Annotated in this window: 13 protein-coding genes and 1 pseudogene; 4 read left to right on the top strand and 10 right to left on the bottom strand. The window is 66.8% G+C overall.

From position 1 onward, the window contains the following. Positions 1-24 precede the first annotated feature (24 nt). The 9 genes and pseudogenes from N4G66_RS31785 to N4G66_RS31825 all read right to left on the bottom strand — a co-directional run bounded on the left by N4G66_RS31785 (position 25) and on the right by N4G66_RS31825 (position 11,293). Positions 25-3,324, bottom strand: a complete 3,300-nt coding sequence (locus N4G66_RS31785) for a hypothetical protein (RefSeq protein ID WP_261707720.1) — start codon at positions 3,322-3,324, stop codon at positions 25-27. Then, a complete protein-coding gene (locus N4G66_RS31790; RefSeq protein WP_261707721.1) occupies positions 3,321-4,574 on the bottom strand; it encodes a restriction endonuclease-related protein in 1,254 nt (417 codons plus the stop codon). The genes N4G66_RS31785 and N4G66_RS31790 overlap by 4 nt, the downstream gene beginning before the upstream one ends. 45 nt (positions 4,575-4,619) lie before the next feature. Continuing rightward, complete coding sequence (locus tag N4G66_RS31795; RefSeq protein WP_261707780.1) at positions 4,620-5,597, bottom strand: XRE family transcriptional regulator; 978 nt, start codon at positions 5,595-5,597, stop codon at positions 4,620-4,622. Positions 5,598-5,672: 75 nt separating this feature from the next. Continuing rightward, a pseudogene (locus N4G66_RS46250) lies at positions 5,673-5,843 on the bottom strand (helix-turn-helix domain-containing protein); the annotation flags it as partial. A 462-nt stretch (positions 5,844-6,305) separates the two neighbouring features. Further along, positions 6,306-6,611 carry a hypothetical protein gene (locus N4G66_RS31805; protein ID WP_261707722.1) on the bottom strand — a complete coding sequence of 102 codons (306 nt, stop codon included), beginning with the start codon at positions 6,609-6,611 and terminating at the stop codon, positions 6,306-6,308. A gap of 108 nt (positions 6,612-6,719) precedes the next feature. After that, positions 6,720-8,462, bottom strand: coding sequence for a relaxase/mobilization nuclease domain-containing protein (locus N4G66_RS31810; RefSeq protein ID WP_261707723.1), 1,743 nt, complete (start codon positions 8,460-8,462; stop codon positions 6,720-6,722). After that, positions 8,459-8,752, bottom strand: coding sequence for a mobilization protein (locus tag N4G66_RS31815; protein ID WP_261707724.1), 294 nt, complete (start codon positions 8,750-8,752; stop codon positions 8,459-8,461). The genes N4G66_RS31810 and N4G66_RS31815 overlap by 4 nt, the downstream gene beginning before the upstream one ends. A gap of 952 nt (positions 8,753-9,704) precedes the next feature. Then, positions 9,705-10,409 carry an ATP-binding protein gene (locus N4G66_RS31820; protein ID WP_391858920.1) on the bottom strand — a complete coding sequence of 235 codons (705 nt, stop codon included), beginning with the start codon at positions 10,407-10,409 and terminating at the stop codon, positions 9,705-9,707. Continuing rightward, the gene (locus N4G66_RS31825) at positions 10,406-11,293 is read right to left on the bottom strand and encodes a hypothetical protein (RefSeq protein WP_261707774.1); all 888 of its coding nucleotides are present in this window, start codon (positions 11,291-11,293) and stop codon (positions 10,406-10,408) included. The genes N4G66_RS31820 and N4G66_RS31825 overlap by 4 nt, the downstream gene beginning before the upstream one ends. Before the next feature lie 252 nt (positions 11,294-11,545). On the opposite strand from N4G66_RS31825, the gene N4G66_RS31830 reads away from it, so the two are divergent. The 3 genes from N4G66_RS31830 (at position 11,546) to N4G66_RS31840 (ending at position 13,554) form a co-directional block, all read left to right on the top strand. After that, positions 11,546-11,830 carry a helix-turn-helix domain-containing protein gene (locus tag N4G66_RS31830; RefSeq protein WP_261707725.1) on the top strand — a complete coding sequence of 95 codons (285 nt, stop codon included), beginning with the start codon at positions 11,546-11,548 and terminating at the stop codon, positions 11,828-11,830. 366 nt (positions 11,831-12,196) lie between these two features. After that, positions 12,197-12,406, top strand: a complete 210-nt coding sequence (locus tag N4G66_RS31835; RefSeq protein WP_261707726.1) for a helix-turn-helix domain-containing protein — start codon at positions 12,197-12,199, stop codon at positions 12,404-12,406. Positions 12,407-12,567: 161 nt separating this feature from the next. Next, a complete protein-coding gene (locus tag N4G66_RS31840; RefSeq protein WP_261707727.1) occupies positions 12,568-13,554 on the top strand; it encodes a tyrosine-type recombinase/integrase in 987 nt (328 codons plus the stop codon). An 89-nt stretch (positions 13,555-13,643) separates the two neighbouring features. Here the strand turns inward: N4G66_RS31840 and N4G66_RS31845 are convergent, their stop codons facing one another. Then, positions 13,644-14,471 (bottom strand): SDR family oxidoreductase, encoded by an 828-nt coding sequence (locus tag N4G66_RS31845; RefSeq protein WP_261707728.1) that lies wholly within the window; start codon positions 14,469-14,471, stop codon positions 13,644-13,646. Positions 14,472-15,201: 730 nt separating this feature from the next. On the opposite strand from N4G66_RS31845, the gene N4G66_RS31855 reads away from it, so the two are divergent. Next, complete coding sequence (locus tag N4G66_RS31855; protein WP_261707729.1) at positions 15,202-15,918, top strand: DUF4839 domain-containing protein; 717 nt, start codon at positions 15,202-15,204, stop codon at positions 15,916-15,918. The last annotated feature ends 116 nt before the right edge of the window (positions 15,919-16,034 follow it).

Consider the following 16,034-nt stretch of genomic DNA (forward strand, 5'->3'; position numbering starts at 1 on the left):
AAAACGGAGGCTGTAGTGGTCAGTTCAGAGCATCTCTTGGTCCAGGCCCGCGTAGGTGAGGAATGCCTGAAGCGCTTGACCGTAGAGCTCATTCATGATTTCGCGCTGCTTGGGAGTCCAGTCGCGATAGATCTGCTCGATGATGGTGGCCAGGTCGGAGCTGAACTTCTTGTCGTGAATGGAGTGGTCCACGATGTGGAGGGTCATGTCGGTCTCGCCTCGACGGGCGCGGCCGGCGAGCTGGATGAGCAGGACGAGCATGCCTGCCACGAGTTCCTTGCGCAGGTCGTGGTCCATGTTGGAGAACCGGGCCGGGGAGCGAAGGATCTTGGTGAGCTGCTTCCAGGAGGCTTCGCTCGCTGTGCGCAGTACGGCCAGGGGCTCGTCGCTGCCGCCGACAGGAAGGGTGTTGAATCCGGCGGCGTTAACGCTTGCGTGCAGCCAGTCGGTGTCTTCGATGCTGAGAACGGGCCGGACGCACAGATAGATGTCGCGGACCGCCGAGCGCGTACCGACGACGATGTTCAGGCCCCTCCCGATCACAGCGAGAGGCGCAATGAGGATCTCTCCCCGGTCAGGAAACTCCTTGAGCTCCTCGCGGACCATCCGGTCCACATGAGCGGGCAGGTGTTCCTCGTAGCGCTGTTTCTCCGGCTTCTTCACCAGTAGGCAGACCCGGTGGCTCAGCCCGTCGGCCTGTGCCACCCCAGCGGCAAGGTGCGCAGCTTGCTCGTAGGAGTTGACGGCGAGGATGACGCGGGCCCGTTCCGGTTCCTGCTTCTCCAGGCGGGCAAGGCGCCTGGCGAGCTGTTGCTCGTACAGGCCCCTGCCAAGGTCGCGGAGCGCCTTGGGTTTCAGCTCCTGAGGGAGCCCTCCGACCCTCATGGCGTCCCCGTTGTTGCCCCGTACTGGGGTGGCGACGGTGACGATGGACTCGGGGCGGGTGTCGGGTAGCCACCAGCGGACCGGGGCGTGGATGTGTTCCTGTACGGCTTGGGGCAAGTAGGCGGTGGCGGACAGACCCATGACCGGGCGCTGCACGCCGGCGGTCAGCAGGGCTGTGAGTCCGCCGAGTTCGCTGACGAAGGTGTGGGGATCACCGCCGAAGGAACGGGACAGGAGCTCCGCTTCCTTCTCCTTGTTGTCCATGCCCTTCACCTGGTAGCCATGGATGAGGCGGCCCAGCATGGCCAGGGGGTAGAGGGTGGAGACCGTCCTGTTGCGCATGGTTTCGAGGATCTTTCGAACTGATCCCAGGTCGAGGTAGCGCAGAGTCTGCGCCTGCATGCGCACCTCGTCGAGCGCACCGTCGAGCTCTCGGAGCACGGTGCGTGTGACCAGCAGGTTCACCGCGGCGGCTCGCTGATGCGCATCGGGCACGAGATCGCACAGGAGCGTGCGCATCGCGTCGCGGGTATCGGTCAGGTGGTCTTGGCCGCGCTGCGCCGTGAGTGTGGTCAGGGCCGTTTCGACGGCGTCCCAGTCGGCTCCTTCGGGAAGCTCGATCTCTTCAGCAGGTTCTGCGTCGTACCAGGGTGCGGGCATGATCTCGTCGAGGAAGGCGAATAGCTCCGGCGTAACATCCTCAGCTGAGGTCTGGTCGGGGAAAAGGATGCGCAGGATTTCGCGGTCCCTGGACCGGGCCAAACGCCAGCCGGTGTTGTCGCGGCTGGCCCCGTCGGGGCTGTCCGCCTCGCTGCCCGGGTTCATCTTCAGCCCGCTGCCGGAGCAGAGCCACAGCAGCAGCATCTCGGCCATGACCCGGGCGTGACTGACCGGCGCGACGAGGCCCATCTCATGGACGACGGGGAGATTCTTGGCATCGGAGTCGATCTCCCGCAGCGCGCTCGTCCGCTTCCGGGAGGCCAGAGTGATTTCCGAGGTGCAACTGCTGATGGCAGCCGTCTGGAATGCGTCGATCTCATCGATCACGAGCGCATCACAGGCGCGCAGCGTCATCTCCAGGACGCTCATACCTCTGGTGCCGCGTGCCTTGCCGCGGAACTCCTGCCCGTCCAGGACGACGCCGAGGCGTGTCTGGCCTTCCAGCAGGTTGGCGTGGTTGGTGACGATGACGGCCGCGTCGGCGGCTTTATAGAACTGCTGGAACTTTCCGCATACTGGGGCGAACGAGCAGGCGAGCCGCGTGGACCCGGTTGCCGCGGAGGTCAGCGAGGTGCAGTTTTCCTCACCGTGCGGATACAGGGTGGGCGGGTCCATCAACGCCCGCTGCGCGCAGCCGGTCGATAGGAGCCCGATGTCGGTCCTGGCACGCCGGTCCCACTCGTCGATCTGGGTGGAGGACCCAAGGGCGGCATAGTCCATGGCTCGGCGGTGCATGCTCGACGGAGACATCAGCGGAGTGCAGTGAGCGGGCTCGGCGAGATGTCTTTTCCGGTGTAGGTAGGTCAGGTCGTTGTTGATGTCCCAGGCCATGTCCAGGGTGGCGCGGACATCGGTGACGGCGAGGGCGATCCGCCGGTCGTTCATCGCCGCCCAGGAAGCCAGGACCCGCACCAGGACTGTCTTGCCGCTTCCCGTGGGGGCGTTGAGGACCTGTAGGTCTCCGGCAGTCAGGTCGAGTTCGGTCAGCGCGCCGTCGGTGGTCTTCATGCTCTTGAAGAAGCGCTTGAGTACCTGGTGCAGGTAGGCGACGCTCTTGTTCTGCCCGCTGAGGATCTTGGCGACGTCCAGGAGTTGCTTCACCGTCGGCGCGACTCGGTCGCGCTGCGGGCGGGTGTGCACTTGAGGCAGAACCTCGTGGCCGGGTGCTTCAAAGAAGCCGGGAGTCCCCTGGATATAGATTTCCCTGCTGGTCGTGCCATGTTCCTTGCCCAGGTAGGCCGTCCTCGTCTTGAGCGTTCCCGGGCCGGCGAACGCCTGCGCCTTAGGACGCTTGCCGAAGGTGAAGAACGGGCCGGTGACACGCTGCGCGTAGGCGAGGAAGTCCCCTCCCACACGAGGGATCACCGCGGTCGCCAAGTGCGGATCCCCGGATGGCAACCGAAGCGATCCGCCCGACTTGTCCGCAAAGTCGGGATCGAGAGTCAGAGTGCCGAGCAGCGCGAGGACCGCGGCCCTGATCCTCTTCTCATCCGTCCATTCCTGAGCCATCAAGAACATCACTTGGCGGATCAGATTCCGCTCGGCCATGGGCAGGCTTGGCCATTCCGCCCATGCCTGCGGCTTGCGATAGGCAAAGAATGTGGCCTCTTCGAAGCCGGCCAGGACGTGGCCATCGTCGTCCTTGCGGGGGAAGTAGTGCGCGGCCAGCGCGAGTGCTCCGGCCAGGCCGGCTTCCTGCCCGGTCATCTCCCCGATCATGCCCGGCCCTCCTTGACCTGCCCGATGACCATCTCCAGGTAGTCCGTCGCGGTCATCGCTGCCTTCATCCTGTGGATGCGGCACACCGCATCGAGTTGGTCCACCTGCTCCTGGCGATGGTCGGGCACCACCAGATACTCCGCGCCACCCTGATCGCCGCCGTCCATGTGCAGCTTGTTGACCAGGTGATTCGGCCAGGTGTAGTCCTTGAAGTCGGCAGGAAACTGTGGCTTCTCCCTGCCTTCGCGGGTGATCCACAGGTCGCACTGGTCCCCGTTGGGCCACAGGTGCGACTCCCAGGCCGTTCCCTCCAGGGCCGCAGCAGCGGCTCGGTGCAGGGCCAGCTCGGGGAGACCGGGGATAACCGTGTAGCGCCACACGGGCCTTACCAGCGCCACATACTCTGTGGCTGGCTTTGCTTCCGGCACTTGTGGCACGGCCCCGGTCCACAGGCGCGCGAACCTTCCGGACGGAACCCGGCATTCAAATGTCGGACTCAGCACCGGCGCTGTCTTCTTCCGAGCAGTCACGACGAACTCGTACGACGCGCCCGTCTCCTCGTGCCAGGGGTACAGGCACCGCACCCTGCCCCGGGTGCGTCCGCCCATGCGGGAAGCCGCTACCTTCATAGGCCACTTGCAGGCAGGGCACGGCCACCACCAGCCGTTGTACTGCGCGTACTGAGGGATCGGCTTGTAGAAGTCGTTCGCCCGGGATGGAAGGTTGAGTTCCGCGAGGTTGCCACTCGGCTCCGTCGGGTTCTCCACCAGCGTGGAGCGGTGCTTCTCGTAGAAGGGGCCCTTGATCGAGCTGAAGACGGCTTCCTGGCTGTACTCGTCATCCAGCTTCGGTTTCGTCACCTGGCCAGCGAACTTGCCGACTTTCTGCGCGGCCCGCATGACGCGCTGGGCTTCGTGCCGGAAATCGAACCCCTCTTCGGTTGCCACACCCTCACTGTCCATGAGGCGCACACCCGCGAGGGCCTCGCTGTCGATCCAGTCAGGTAGCAGCCCCTCCAGGGAGCCGGCCCTGTCGCCGGTGAGCCTGCCCATCAGTTCATCGAACGGAATCAGGTGGCCCGGACCGCAGGCTGCCATCAGGATGCCGTGGGCCTCCATGAGACGGTCGAGGCGTCTCGGCCCATCCAGTTCCTCGTTGGCCATCGCGTGCTCACACACGGCGAATGCCTTGACGATTTCCAGCAGCGAGTGAGTCTGCTGAATGCCGGTTGTGTCCTCAGCTTGCTTCACGCGCCGGACCCTACGGCAGGGCACTGACAATGAAGCCGAGAACGCTTAGCCAGAGCTCCCGTCGACGCTCTCGGCATCGATGCCGGGATACAAGCTGCGGTATGCATCGAGATGATCGTCGATGTGGTGCTGCCCGGAGTCTGTAAGGAACCACCGGTACGGCCCGTGAGTCACTCCGTCGGGGTGGCGCAACACAATGAAGCCCCGGCTCGGGGTGCGTCCGTCAGGGCTTTGCCCCACTGCCAGGTAATGCGGCCCACGGCCCGCGAGGCTGCCGTCCACCCCCTGCGTCCCAGCGCGCGCAACGCGGACCATGATCTTCCATAGCCACGACGAAAGCAGTGGCGCGGGCGGTCCCGCCGGGCGGGGAACACCGAGCGCCGCGCGGGCCACCGCTCGGCCGGGCCGGGTCATCTCCACCCGGGTACGAGGCAGATCCCCTAGCCCGTCGACGTAGACCCGGTCTCTGTATACAAAGATCAGGCCGCGCCGCTCCAAAGCGGACACGGAAGACCCGGCGCCGGGGTCGTGCACCCCAGCCTCGCGCAGCCGCTCCTGGATGCGGGTGTAGCCGACTGCATCGGATGAGGCGGAGAGGGCCAACGTCATGCGCCGCCATTCGGCTGCCGGCCGTCGCTCCGTACTCAGGTGGCGGGCGTGGCGCTGTTCTTCCTCGGCTTCCTGATCCTGTCGGAAGATGCAGGTCAGATAGGTGCGCTGCCGGTCGTTGAGGGAGCTCCAGGCATTCAGCTTCCCAGCCGGCTGACGGACGAGTGGGGCAGGAAGCAGCGGAAGAGGATCTTCCGGGCGGCTGCGACGCCAGGCATCCATTACCACCCGGTCGGGAATCCGATAGACCTGGGCAAGCATGCGGGCCACCTGCCCGAGGGTCTCTTGGGACCCCCACGCCCAGCCGCGTACACGCCTGCCACGTTCCAGATCACGGATCTTCTCGGCGCTGATACGCAGGTCATGTGCGCCCCGCTTGTTCCGCAGAACCGAGGCGACCTCTTCGGTACTCATGCCTGCGTCACGGCGCAAGTCGGCCAGGCTCTCAGTGCCCGGGTCGCGCCCCGTCAGGATCTGTGCACCGCACTGCAGGACTTCCAGTAGCCGACCGAAAGCCCGGTCCCCGACAGCCCGTGTTCCTGCCTCCCAGTGACGTACAGCACGCGGAGTAACTCCCACAGCCTCGGCTAACTCTTCCACGCTCATGTCTCTGAACAGGCGCTGACGTTCCAGGGCCTGAGTACGTAGGGACTGCGCCATGCCAGAAGCAAAACGCAGTGAACAGTTCACCGCAACTGCTCTGAGTGCCGGTTGTGGGCGGAGGCAGCTGATAGGCCGAGAACGGGTGGACGACCAACGTCCTCGCTCAGCTCCACCGCACCGGTACTACGTCGAGCGGGATCAGCTCCTACGGCCCCTGCCAGCTGACCGTGCCCCACGCCACGAAGCCGGGCCTCCCGCATGGGAGGCCCGGCTTCGTGCTGCTTCGGCAGGTCCTCCGCATTGCGGACTTGTGGTTGCCGGGCGGGACCGTGTCAGAGTTGGATGCTGTATTCAGCTCATTAGCCTGGCTCCGGCCGTCGAGGCCGGGAAGCGCTCCGGCCGGACCGGTTCCTGGCCGGGGCTAGTGAGTACCGTGGCCCTTCGTCAGAAGGTATTGGCGGTGAAGGGACGAGGGGGTTTGGCTACGAGGCCGAGCAGGCGATTGAACTCGGCCCAGTCCTATTCGCTCATGAGCTCGTGGGCGTTGCCAAGGTTCTTCATCGTGAGCTGCTGCATGAACGAGGCGAGGAAGCCCTGCAGAGCTTCCGGGGCGTCAGCCCATTCCTGTCGGTACTTCACGAAGCGCTTGAACTGCGCGTCAAAGTCGAAGAATTCGTCGCGAGTCGCCCCGAGGACGCGAACCTGTTCCTTCTTGCTGAATGGGCGTCCGTCGCGATGACTCCATGTGTTGGTGTCGGCCCGGTACTTGAAGTCCGCGTCGGCGAGGAGGGCAATGATGTCGGGTCGGGATGAGGGTTGGGTCATACGGGAGTGATGCTCCTTGCGGGGTTGAGTCGGGAGCATCGATCGTCTGGAGAATCGCCGGTTGGGCTAACCGGCGATCGTCGGCTATGTTGCGTCCGTTTCCCCGGGTCAGTGCCGACTGCTGGAGCGGTTCGACGCCTGAGCCGCAGGCGGTGTGGCGAGGGCCGGCGTCGGGATGTGCCAGCCGTCTCGGGCGCCTGCGGCCTGGAGGTTCTCGGGTGCTGCTGCGGGCAGGTGGGCGCTGCGGCGCAGGCGCCAGACGAGGACATCGCTGATGGAGTCGGCGCTGCCGAGCTCGCGTCGCCGAGCTGCGTCGGCGAGCAGGGCGGCGGGGTCGTGGCCTGCTTGTCGGGCGTCGGCGAGGGTGGAGACCAGGGCGGGCCAGCCGGGCTCGGCCTGGATTCGCTCGGCGAGTTCTGGAAGCGCCTTGCGTAGGAGATCGGCTTGCCGCGCTCGAATACGCGGTGTCATCCGCTGGCCTCGCCGGCGGAGGGCGGCGATGGAGTGGGCCGCAGCAGCCTGGTAAGCGGCGCGCAGATGCTCGGCGGCTTGCTGGGCTGCGGCTGCCTGCTGACTGTGGTGCCTCTTGGCGTGCCAGTTCGCCGCGGCGATGGCGAGGAAGACGGCCATATCGATGACCATCGCCGTGGTGGCTCCGTCTTCGCCGCGGCCGAGTGCGGCGCCACTGTGGACGAGATCGTGGGCGGCCTGACGCAGGGCGCTGTCGTGCCCGCGTACGGCGCGCACGTGGGAGCGGCTGGCCCGCTCAAACACGAAGGCTGCCTCCCGAAGTTCTGCACGGGTGTGGGCCGCAGAGGTCTTAGCAAGCGCGTCCAGGACCTCACCCGCTGCGGCGATCTGTGCTGCCGCCATGCCGTCGTCGCCGTGATCGATGATCAGCAGGGCCTGCCAGCTGGCGGCCGCAGCCCGGCGCCGAGCGAAGGCGGGATGGGTCACCTGCGGCAGGGCGGGCTGCACCGGCTCAGAACCGTCCTCGGAGACCGCCTCTGCTTGGAGGGGCCAGCGTTCGCGGATGCGGGGCAGGGACAGGTCGGGTGCGAGGGTGGAGCCGGCATAGAAGACCGGCTCGTCTTCCTTGTTGCGGTCGCCCGGCAGCGCGACCTTGTAGCCGAGGAGGTCACCTGAGGGCGCGATCCGCTTGCGGATCAGCAGACCGTCGGCGGCCAGACGGTCGAAGAACTCATCTGTGGAGGCGGCGCCGGCCGACGCGCCGCGCACGGCCTCGCGCAGCTCCTCCCGCGCCGTGCGCTCCCGCCCTTGGCGTTCGGCTTTGTGGCGTTCTGCGCTGGTGGGGCGTTTGGCTGCGGTGCCGTCGCCGGGGGTTACGCGGTGCAGGTCGTAGTCGGCTTCGATGAGGCGGGTTTCGGCCTGGGCGCGTTGGCCGGAGCGGTGGTGGTCGGGGCGGCGGCCGTCCTCGCGTACGAGGGTGGCGATGATATGGATGTGGTCGTCGGCGTGGCGGACTGCGGCCCATCGGCACCCGGCGTCGTCTGTGCCGCCGGAGTCGATGCCGGTGGCGGCCACGATGCGGCGGCCGATGTCACCCCATTCCTCGTCGTTCAGGATGCGGTCGGTTCGTGCCGCGCGGACGGAGCAGTGCCACACGTGCTGGTCGGGCCGCTGGTCTGGGTCAAGGAGGTGCAATGGCTGGTCGAGAAGCCGCTGGAGGTCTTCCTTTGTCGCGGAGAGGTCCCGGCCGGGGTCGGGTGCCATGCCGTCGAAGGAGGCGACAAGGTGCGGGTCGACGTGCTCTTCGCGGGTGCCTTTGCCGTAGAGGTAGTTGAGAAGCCCGCGGGTGTTGCTGCCTTGCTTGTGGATGCGGGGAATCAAGCGGGCTCATCTTTCTGGCGGTTGTTGATCCGATCGACGGCCACCCTGGTGGCGGTGGCCGCGCGGTGGACGTCGGTGAGCACTGCCTCGATACGGGCGCTGTCGATGTCGCCGCCCGAGTTGAGGGTCTTGGCCATCTGGTTGAGGTTGCTGCCGGCCCAGCCGAGCTTGCGGCCTGTGGCGAACAGCTCGGTGAGGACATCGTGATCGGCGGCGATGGTGGCGGCGGTGCGGGTCTGGTCGCGGGCGGCGGCCAGAGCGGAGTGGGCGAGGAATCCGGCAATGCTCATGCCGACGGCGTCGGCGCCAGCCCGGATGAGGGTGTGTTCGCGTTCGTTGAGGCGGACGCTCTGGGCGGGGCGCTGCTTCTTGTCACGCGGGCGTGACTTCCCCCTGGTCCGACGCTTGCGGACGGCCTTATCTGGCTGCGATCCGCCCTCGGTCGCAGCCTTCCCGTCCGGCGCCCCCTGGCGCTGGTCGGGCCCCGCCGCCCCTGGCGCGGGGGCGGGTTCGGACGCTGCCCCTGCGGGGGAGTGTCCGAACCTCCAACTTGCTCCGTCTGCAAGCCGGGTGGGGTCCTTCGGGCGGGTGTCGTTACGTCCTTCGAGTGGTGTTCGGGGCATGGGTGTCCTTTCCGGACGATCGGGCGTGTGATGCGCGGTCGTGAGGTGCGTACGCGGGAGTGCGGCATTGGCGGACGGTTGACGACGCGGGGACCGTGGGGCGAGCGGTCTCGTCTGTCAGCTGCTTGCGAGCCGAGGGGCCGTGCGGTCCCGGTCCCCGTTCTGCGACCGTGCGTCCCGTTTCTCGGTCTCCTGTCCCCGGTCCCCGGTCTCCTGTCCCCGGTCCCCGGTCCCCTGTCCCCGGTCCCCGGTCCCCGGTCCCTGTTTCCTCGGTCCCGGGTCTGAGATGTGTGAATGGGACCGTGGTGCTGTACGTGCGTTCTGTGGCCTCTGACGTGCTATTTCTTGGGGACCGGTCCCCAAGATCGGCCTGTTGCGGGGTGGGACCGTGCTTTGAACTGCGCGGGGACCGTTGCCTGTTGGTTCGGGGACCGGTCCCCGAACTAGGCGACCGCGGTCCCCGATTTCACGGTCTGAAAGACGGGACCGGTCCCCGGTCCCCTCCTTGAACCGGTGTGCGGTCCCGGCCCTCCGGTCGTGAGATTGGACGGTCCTTGTATCGGCGACAAGCGTCGCGTGCTGCCTGCTCGCCGCCGTAGCTGGAAGGCAGGGTCCGGCGTCAGGTTGAGCGTTGGCGTCGTCGGTCGGGGCCGGTGAGGATGACGCGTTCGGTCATCTCGGCGAGCCGGGACGCGACGCGGTCGCCGAGTGCGGCGCGCAGCTCGGCGATGGGGAGGTTGGTGGTGATGAGGGTGGGGAGGAGGTGGTCGTATCGGTGGTTGATCAGCCGGTACGTCAGCTCCTCGGTCCATTCGCTGTTCTTGGCTGCGCCGAGGTCGTCCAGGAGCAGCAGCGGGCTGCGAGCCAGGGACTGCAGGTCGCGTTCGGTGTCGTGGCCGGAGCGTGGTCGGAGCCGGGCGTAGAGGTCGGCGGCGGTGACGGCCTCCCACCGCAGCCGGACCCTGGCGGTGAGGAGGGCGCGGATGGCGCCGTACGCCTGGTGGGTTTTGCCGGTGCCGGTAGGGCCGGCGATCAGCAGTGAGGGCCCTTCCGAGATGCCGACTGTGCTGGCTGGGCCGGGGCGGGCGGCGCGGATGACCTCGTCGGTCCAGGCCATGACCTGGGGGTGGTCGGCGAGGGCGGCGCGGTAGCGGGCGGGGATGCGGACGGCTGCCGTCTCCAGCGCGGCGGCCGGTTCGGCGGGCGGGGGAGCCGCGACGGTATCTGGCGCGATGCCGCGGGCGGCCAGGATCGCGCCGAGGCGGTCGACCAGAGGCCCTGCGGCTTGTGGCGGGCGGCTTCGCGGGGCGGTCGTGGTGCTCAGAGCTCACCTCCGTAGGCGGCTGCGGTGTCGGTGGGGTTCGTCCACGCCTGGTGGGAGACGGCGCGCGGCGCCGCGTTCATCGCCTCGTGGACGAGGCTGGGCAGCACACTAGGGTGCAGTCCCTTGGACCGATGCCGTGTGAGTCCGGCCCGGATGTATTTGGGATCTACGCCTTCGGCGAGGAGTGCCTTGACCTCCCGTCCGAGGTGGCCCAGGACGGCAGTGGGCGGGCGTTGGGCGCAAGCGGCGACGTATTCGCCGATGAGGACGTCCGCCGAGACCGGCTGGGGTGCGGGGGCGCTCGCGCCCTCCGAAGGGGTAGTTCCTAGATCCCTGTTCCTAGGTCCTAGATCCGGACCGTGAGGGCTCCGTGAGGGTTCCGTGATTCCTCCCTGTGTCTGTGATGAGCACTCACGGAATACGTTCTGACCTGCAGATTTCTCGGCCGTTTCGTGGCTCCCGTTGGCTCCGTGAGGGTGCAGTGAGGGCTCCGCGACACTTTCGTGCGTTGGTGGTGAGGGCTCACGTGGCAGGCTCAAGTCGTGCTGGGGGCAGTCGGGATGGCGCACACCGCTGGGACGGTTGATCTTCTGGTGGCGGTCGAAGGTGACGATGTGCAGGTACCGCTTTCCGCCGTGACCCTTGTATCGGCAGATCAGCTCGGCCTCCTGGAGCTGGGCGAGGTCGTCCTCCACGCCCATGGGGCCATGGTCCGGGCGCAGGGACCACAGCAGGCCGGCGATGACCGCGGCCTGGTCGCGGAATCGGCCGCGGTCGTCGGCCTGGGTCAGGAGCCCGAAGAACGTTCGCTCGGCGGAGAGGGACACCATGGCGAGGGACTCGGACGAGAACGCTTCGGGCTTGATGGTGCGGATACGGGCGATGTCGATCGACCACCTTCGTCGCGAATCGGGGTTTGGCGCGGCGGGCGCCTGGGCGTGGACAACACAGTCACACCACGGGCGCAAAAGTCCAGAGTTACCTCTAAAACTCTGTAGTGCTCGTGGGGCCGGAAAGACAGTAGACCCAGATCGGCCGCCGGAGAAATCGATATCCTGATTCATCTTGCGAGGGCATCGCTCACGGCAGACAGGAAACACCTTCCCCTGTCTGAGAAAGCAAGCTACAACACAACAATGCCATCGCGACCAGTTGGAATCGGCCCTGCAGGACAGGCTGCGGCACGCGCCATGGAGCGTCTCCGTGTCGAGCGCGGCTACTCCCAGCGCCGGCTCGCCGCCCGCGTGACGGCCCTCGGCAGACCCATGACCTTCACTCAGCTCTCCCGGCTGGAACGCCAGGTCAGGCGGTGCGACATCGACGACCTCGTGGCCATCGCCGCCGCCCTCGGAGTACCCGCGCAGGCCCTCCTCGCCGATACCGAGGAACTCCACCCGGCAGCCGAGGAGGGCGCAATATAGCCGACGATGGCCGGTTGGCCAAACCGGCGATCTTTCGGACTATTGATTCTCCTGGGGCGGCCTCCGTCCCAGTACGCCCGAACATGTCCAATTCGTCAAATGAGGTACAGCCCGGAATTTCCTTGCTAAGCCCTACGGTTATTTCTCTGGCCGTTGCGCTCGATCCGTCTGCACATTCGAACTCTGCAGCTTTCTCGCCGAACATCGGCCGGCCGTTGCCGAATTCTCGATCCCGCTGACGATGTCAGAAATGGACCCGTTGCCGGCCATCGACCGACGCGCACCGGCCCGGCTCGCCGATCCGCGAACGCCGTGTGGTTCGGCGCCCCCGTCCTCCTCCCGCCCGAAGCACCGAAGGATCCGCCAGTGCCTTCCCGCCTGCTCTCTGTGCCTACCGTCGCCGCGCTCCTCGACGTCAACCGGCGCACCGTCTACCGCCTCATCTCCACCGGCGACCTTCCCGTCGTGGACCTCCGCACCGGCCCCGAACGGTCCCGCGTGCGCATCCCCGCCGACGGCCTGGAGGAGTTCATCAGCAGCCGCGCAGTCGTTCCCCTGGCGGCACGCCGCCGCTGACAGTGCAACCGGCCCCGCCCACCCGATGACCAAGGAGGAATCCCACGTACCTGCGCAAGCTGTCGTCCGGCAAGTGGCAGGCAACCGTACGCAACCGAGCGGGTGACCGATTCAGCGAGTCGTTCCCCCTCAAGGCCCAGGCCCGCGCCTGGGGCATGGACATGGAGACCCAGTTCGCCCGGGGAACCCTGCGCGACCCGCGAGCCGGCGAGATCACCTTCCGTGAGTGGCACGACCGTTGGTGGAACGCCCGCATCGTCGAGCCGCACACCCTGCGCGGCGACCGATCCAGCATCAAGAACCACGTCCTGCCCTACCTGGCGGACTGGGAGATGCGCGCCATCACCCGCATGGACGTCCAGAGCTGGATCCGCAGCCTGGTAGAGAAGGGCGCGGGCGCCGCAGCGATCAAGAGGGCGTACAACCTGACATCCTCGATCATGCGCGCCGCGGTGGACGACGACATCATCGCCGTGAGCCCCTGCCGCAGCATCGACCTCCCCGCCCTCGCAGTGAAGCCGCCTCAGTGGTTCACCCTCGACCAGGCGCAGACCATCCTCGACACCCTGCCGCCGGCCTGGCGGACCATGTGCCTCCTCGGCTTCTACACCGGCCTGCGCTGGGGCGAACTCTCCGGCCTGCACCACCACCGCATCGACCGGCGCCGCTCACGCGTGTTCGTGGTGGAGGTCAACACCAAGAGCGGCATCAAGGAATACCCCAAGAGCTCCAAGAGCCGCCGCGAAGTACCCCTGCCTCCGCACGTGTTGGAGGCGCTGGAACGCCACGTCCACCGGCTGGAGCGGAATGCGCTCGTCTTCACCACCCTCACCAAGGGCCGGGCTGGCCGCCGCCTCGACGACGGCAACTGGCGCCGCCAGACCTGGTGGCCGACCCTCGGTAACGCGTACCACTTCGACACCGACGGCGAACTCTGCCTCGTCCCGCACTACCCGCCCCACTCCATGCGCCACACCTGCGCCTCGTGGCTCGTCCAGAACGGCGTCTCCCTCTACGAGGTCCAGCACCTCCTCGGCCACGAAAGCTTCCAGACCACCCAGCAGTACGCCCATCTCCAACCCGACGCGCACAAGGCCGTCCTCGGAGCATGGGAGCGGATGGAAGCCCCGCTCACCGCCGCAGCATGAACGTTCCTTCACTCCTCTCCGCGCCGGACGGGGGTGAAGACGTTTGACAGCAGGTGACGCCCGGACTGGCTGGGGTCGGACAGCGGGTGTTACCTCGTATGGAGGAACTCCCTGGCGCCGCGGAGCCTGATGCCCAGCCGGTATTGCGCGGCGCGGCTGTCGAGGCGTACGTCCAGCGCCCCCGGTAGCCGGGTGTCCGCCCGACGGCCCGCGGGCAGCAAGGAGGGTGCGATGCCGTCGCGGCGGGCGATGAGCACACCCAGCGAGTAGCGGCTGAGGGCGTCGGTGCCCGCGAGGTGGAAGACGCCTGCCTCGTTCGAGGCCGCGAGCTTCCACAAACCGGCCGCAAGATCGGCGACGTGGACGGGGCAGCGAATGTCGTCCGTGAACAGGACTCCCTCCCGCTCGTTGGCAGCCAGCTCGTGCACCACCCGTTCGTGGTGGGATCCTCCGTCGCCGATGATCAGGGAGGTGCGGACGACAATGCCGTCCGGGCACAGCAGTCGCACAGCGGTCTCAGCGGCGGCCTTCGCGGCCCCGTACGGGGTGATCGGGTCTGGGGTGCAGGTCTCGTCGTAACGGGCCTTGCCGATGCCGGAGAACACGGCATCAGAGGAGACGTGTACCAGGCGGATTCCGAGCTTCGCGGTGGCCATGGCGATGTGGATGGAGCCGTCCGCAGTGATCGCCCAGTCCGCACCGCCGCTTGTCACGTTGATCACCGCGCGAGGTGCCACCGTAGCCAGGAGCGCTTCCACCTGTGTGGGATCACGAACGTCAAGCTGGTGCCAGGCGCCGGCCTGCGCGGCACTGGGGCGGGAGTGGAACGTAGCATCCGCCTCCCAGCCCCGTACTTGCGCTTGACGCAGCAGCTCCGTCCCTAAGAACCCGCTGCCACCAATGATCAGCATCCTCATGCCGCACACGCTAAGGCATGCTGTCGCGGCGGCGGAGAGTACAGAAAATGCAGCAGGAGGCCGGGCCCGTTCGGCGTGAGCGTCCTGCAGGGGACCGCAGCACGGTCGTGCGCTCACCCAAGTTCGAGGCAGGGTCTGTGCGGTGAGTCCTCGTGTAACTCTCCAACAGAGACCATCAGTTAGAACTGGTGAGTCTTCCGGGGAAGAGCAGCATGAAGCAGAATACGCGTGCGAGTGAGTCGGCGGTTGAGGGCGCTCTGCTGGCGCAGTTGACGAAGCTGGTGGCCGAGGGGCCCTAAGGGGGAGCTCAACGATCATCTCGGGCGGGAGAGCGGGGGCGGGCCGACGAAGGCCCCACGACCGTCTTGCCAGCGTCGCTTCCCTGGCTCCGGGTGGGGAGGCTGGTGGAAGTCTTCACTCGCTGTATGTCGATGACACAGGCCGACGGGCTGGAACTATACGGCCCTCCATCTGCCCCTCCAGCTGCATCAGCAGGCCATTGAGCTGGGCGAACACTTGCGCCGATCGTGAGGCTACCAACGGTGATCAACTCGTTGCCCGAGGTGTGCCCTCGGTAGTGCATGCCGACTCCGGTCTCCCGTTACACGCGTTCAGCGTGCTGCGGATGCCGGTGATGAGCCGACAGTTCGTGACACCGGGCTCCTCGTGGAGTCATCTATGCTCGCGCCCAGTTGGTATGACCAGTTCGCTTCAGGGGGCGGGGAGCCGCATGGCCGATGAGATCAAGTACGAGTACAAGGCCGTGCGGACGATTCGGGGCACCGACGGTTTGGTGATCTCGAAGATGCAGAAGGACGGATGGGAGCTCGTGGAACAGCTCCCAGGCAGACTTCGCACCACCCTCAACTTCCGTCGGCCGAAGAGGCCACTACCGTGGCGTCTGATTGGGGCGGGGGCTGCCGTCCTCGTGGCCTTGGCCGCCATCATCGGCACTGGCGTTGCGCTCGGCGACGGAGACGAGGAGAAGGGTGCGTCAGCCAGTTCGACGGCCAGCAGCGAGAAGCCTTCCGTTACGCCGCCCGCAGACGAGCCGACTGCCGCTGAGGTGATCACGGCGCAGAACAATCGCGAGTTCGCAGCGTTGTTGAAGGCGGACCCGTGTGACGAAGCGAACGTGAACTTCGCAACCAAGCACGAGGGGCGGACAGTCGCCTTCGACGGGTCAATCAGGCACATGGCAGCCTACGGGGATGATCAGACGCGCTACAACTTCCTTCTTGGCCCGGGCGACAAGGGACCGCAGACGACGGACGGCCCGAACTTTAAGTATGAAGACGTCAACACCGGCAACCTGCACCTGACCGGCAAGCAGGTCCCTGCCACCGTTGCAGTTGGCGACAAGTTCCGCTTCGTCGCCGAGGTGATCGAGTTCAACACGGTTCAGTGCGTCTTCCGCCTAGCCCCGGTCTCAACGGAGACCCGGTAGACGAAATGGGCAGCCTGCCCATCATGGAGGGGGCTGCCCGATGGAACGGCACCCCGCTCCATCATTCGAGGGTTCTGAACTTCCCAACCAGATTGTCAGACCGCAGCGCCATCATT

Source organism: Streptomyces rhizosphaerihabitans (genome assembly GCF_025399795.1).
In the GTDB taxonomy this organism is placed as follows: Bacteria; Actinomycetota; Actinomycetes; order Streptomycetales; family Streptomycetaceae; genus Streptomyces; species Streptomyces rhizosphaerihabitans.

Bases quoted from the DNA above. Each gene is read 5' to 3' on its own strand.
- N4G66_RS31785 (WP_261707720.1), bottom strand. From the start codon at position 3,324: ATGATCGGGGAGATGACCGGGCAGGAAGCCGGCCTGGCCGGAGCACTC.
- N4G66_RS31795 (WP_261707780.1), bottom strand. From the start codon at position 5,597: ATGAGTACCGAAGAGGTCGCCTCGGTTCTGCGGAACAAGCGGGGCGCA.
- N4G66_RS31805 (WP_261707722.1), bottom strand. From the start codon at position 6,611: ATGACCCAACCCTCATCCCGACCCGACATCATTGCCCTCCTCGCCGAC.
- N4G66_RS31815 (WP_261707724.1), bottom strand. From the start codon at position 8,752: ATGAGCATTGCCGGATTCCTCGCCCACTCCGCTCTGGCCGCCGCCCGC.
- N4G66_RS31830 (WP_261707725.1), top strand. From the start codon at position 11,546: ATGCCATCGCGACCAGTTGGAATCGGCCCTGCAGGACAGGCTGCGGCA.
- N4G66_RS31840 (WP_261707727.1), top strand. From the start codon at position 12,568: ATGGAGACCCAGTTCGCCCGGGGAACCCTGCGCGACCCGCGAGCCGGC.
- N4G66_RS31845 (WP_261707728.1), bottom strand. From the start codon at position 14,471: ATGAGGATGCTGATCATTGGTGGCAGCGGGTTCTTAGGGACGGAGCTG.
- N4G66_RS31855 (WP_261707729.1), top strand. From the start codon at position 15,202: ATGGCCGATGAGATCAAGTACGAGTACAAGGCCGTGCGGACGATTCGG.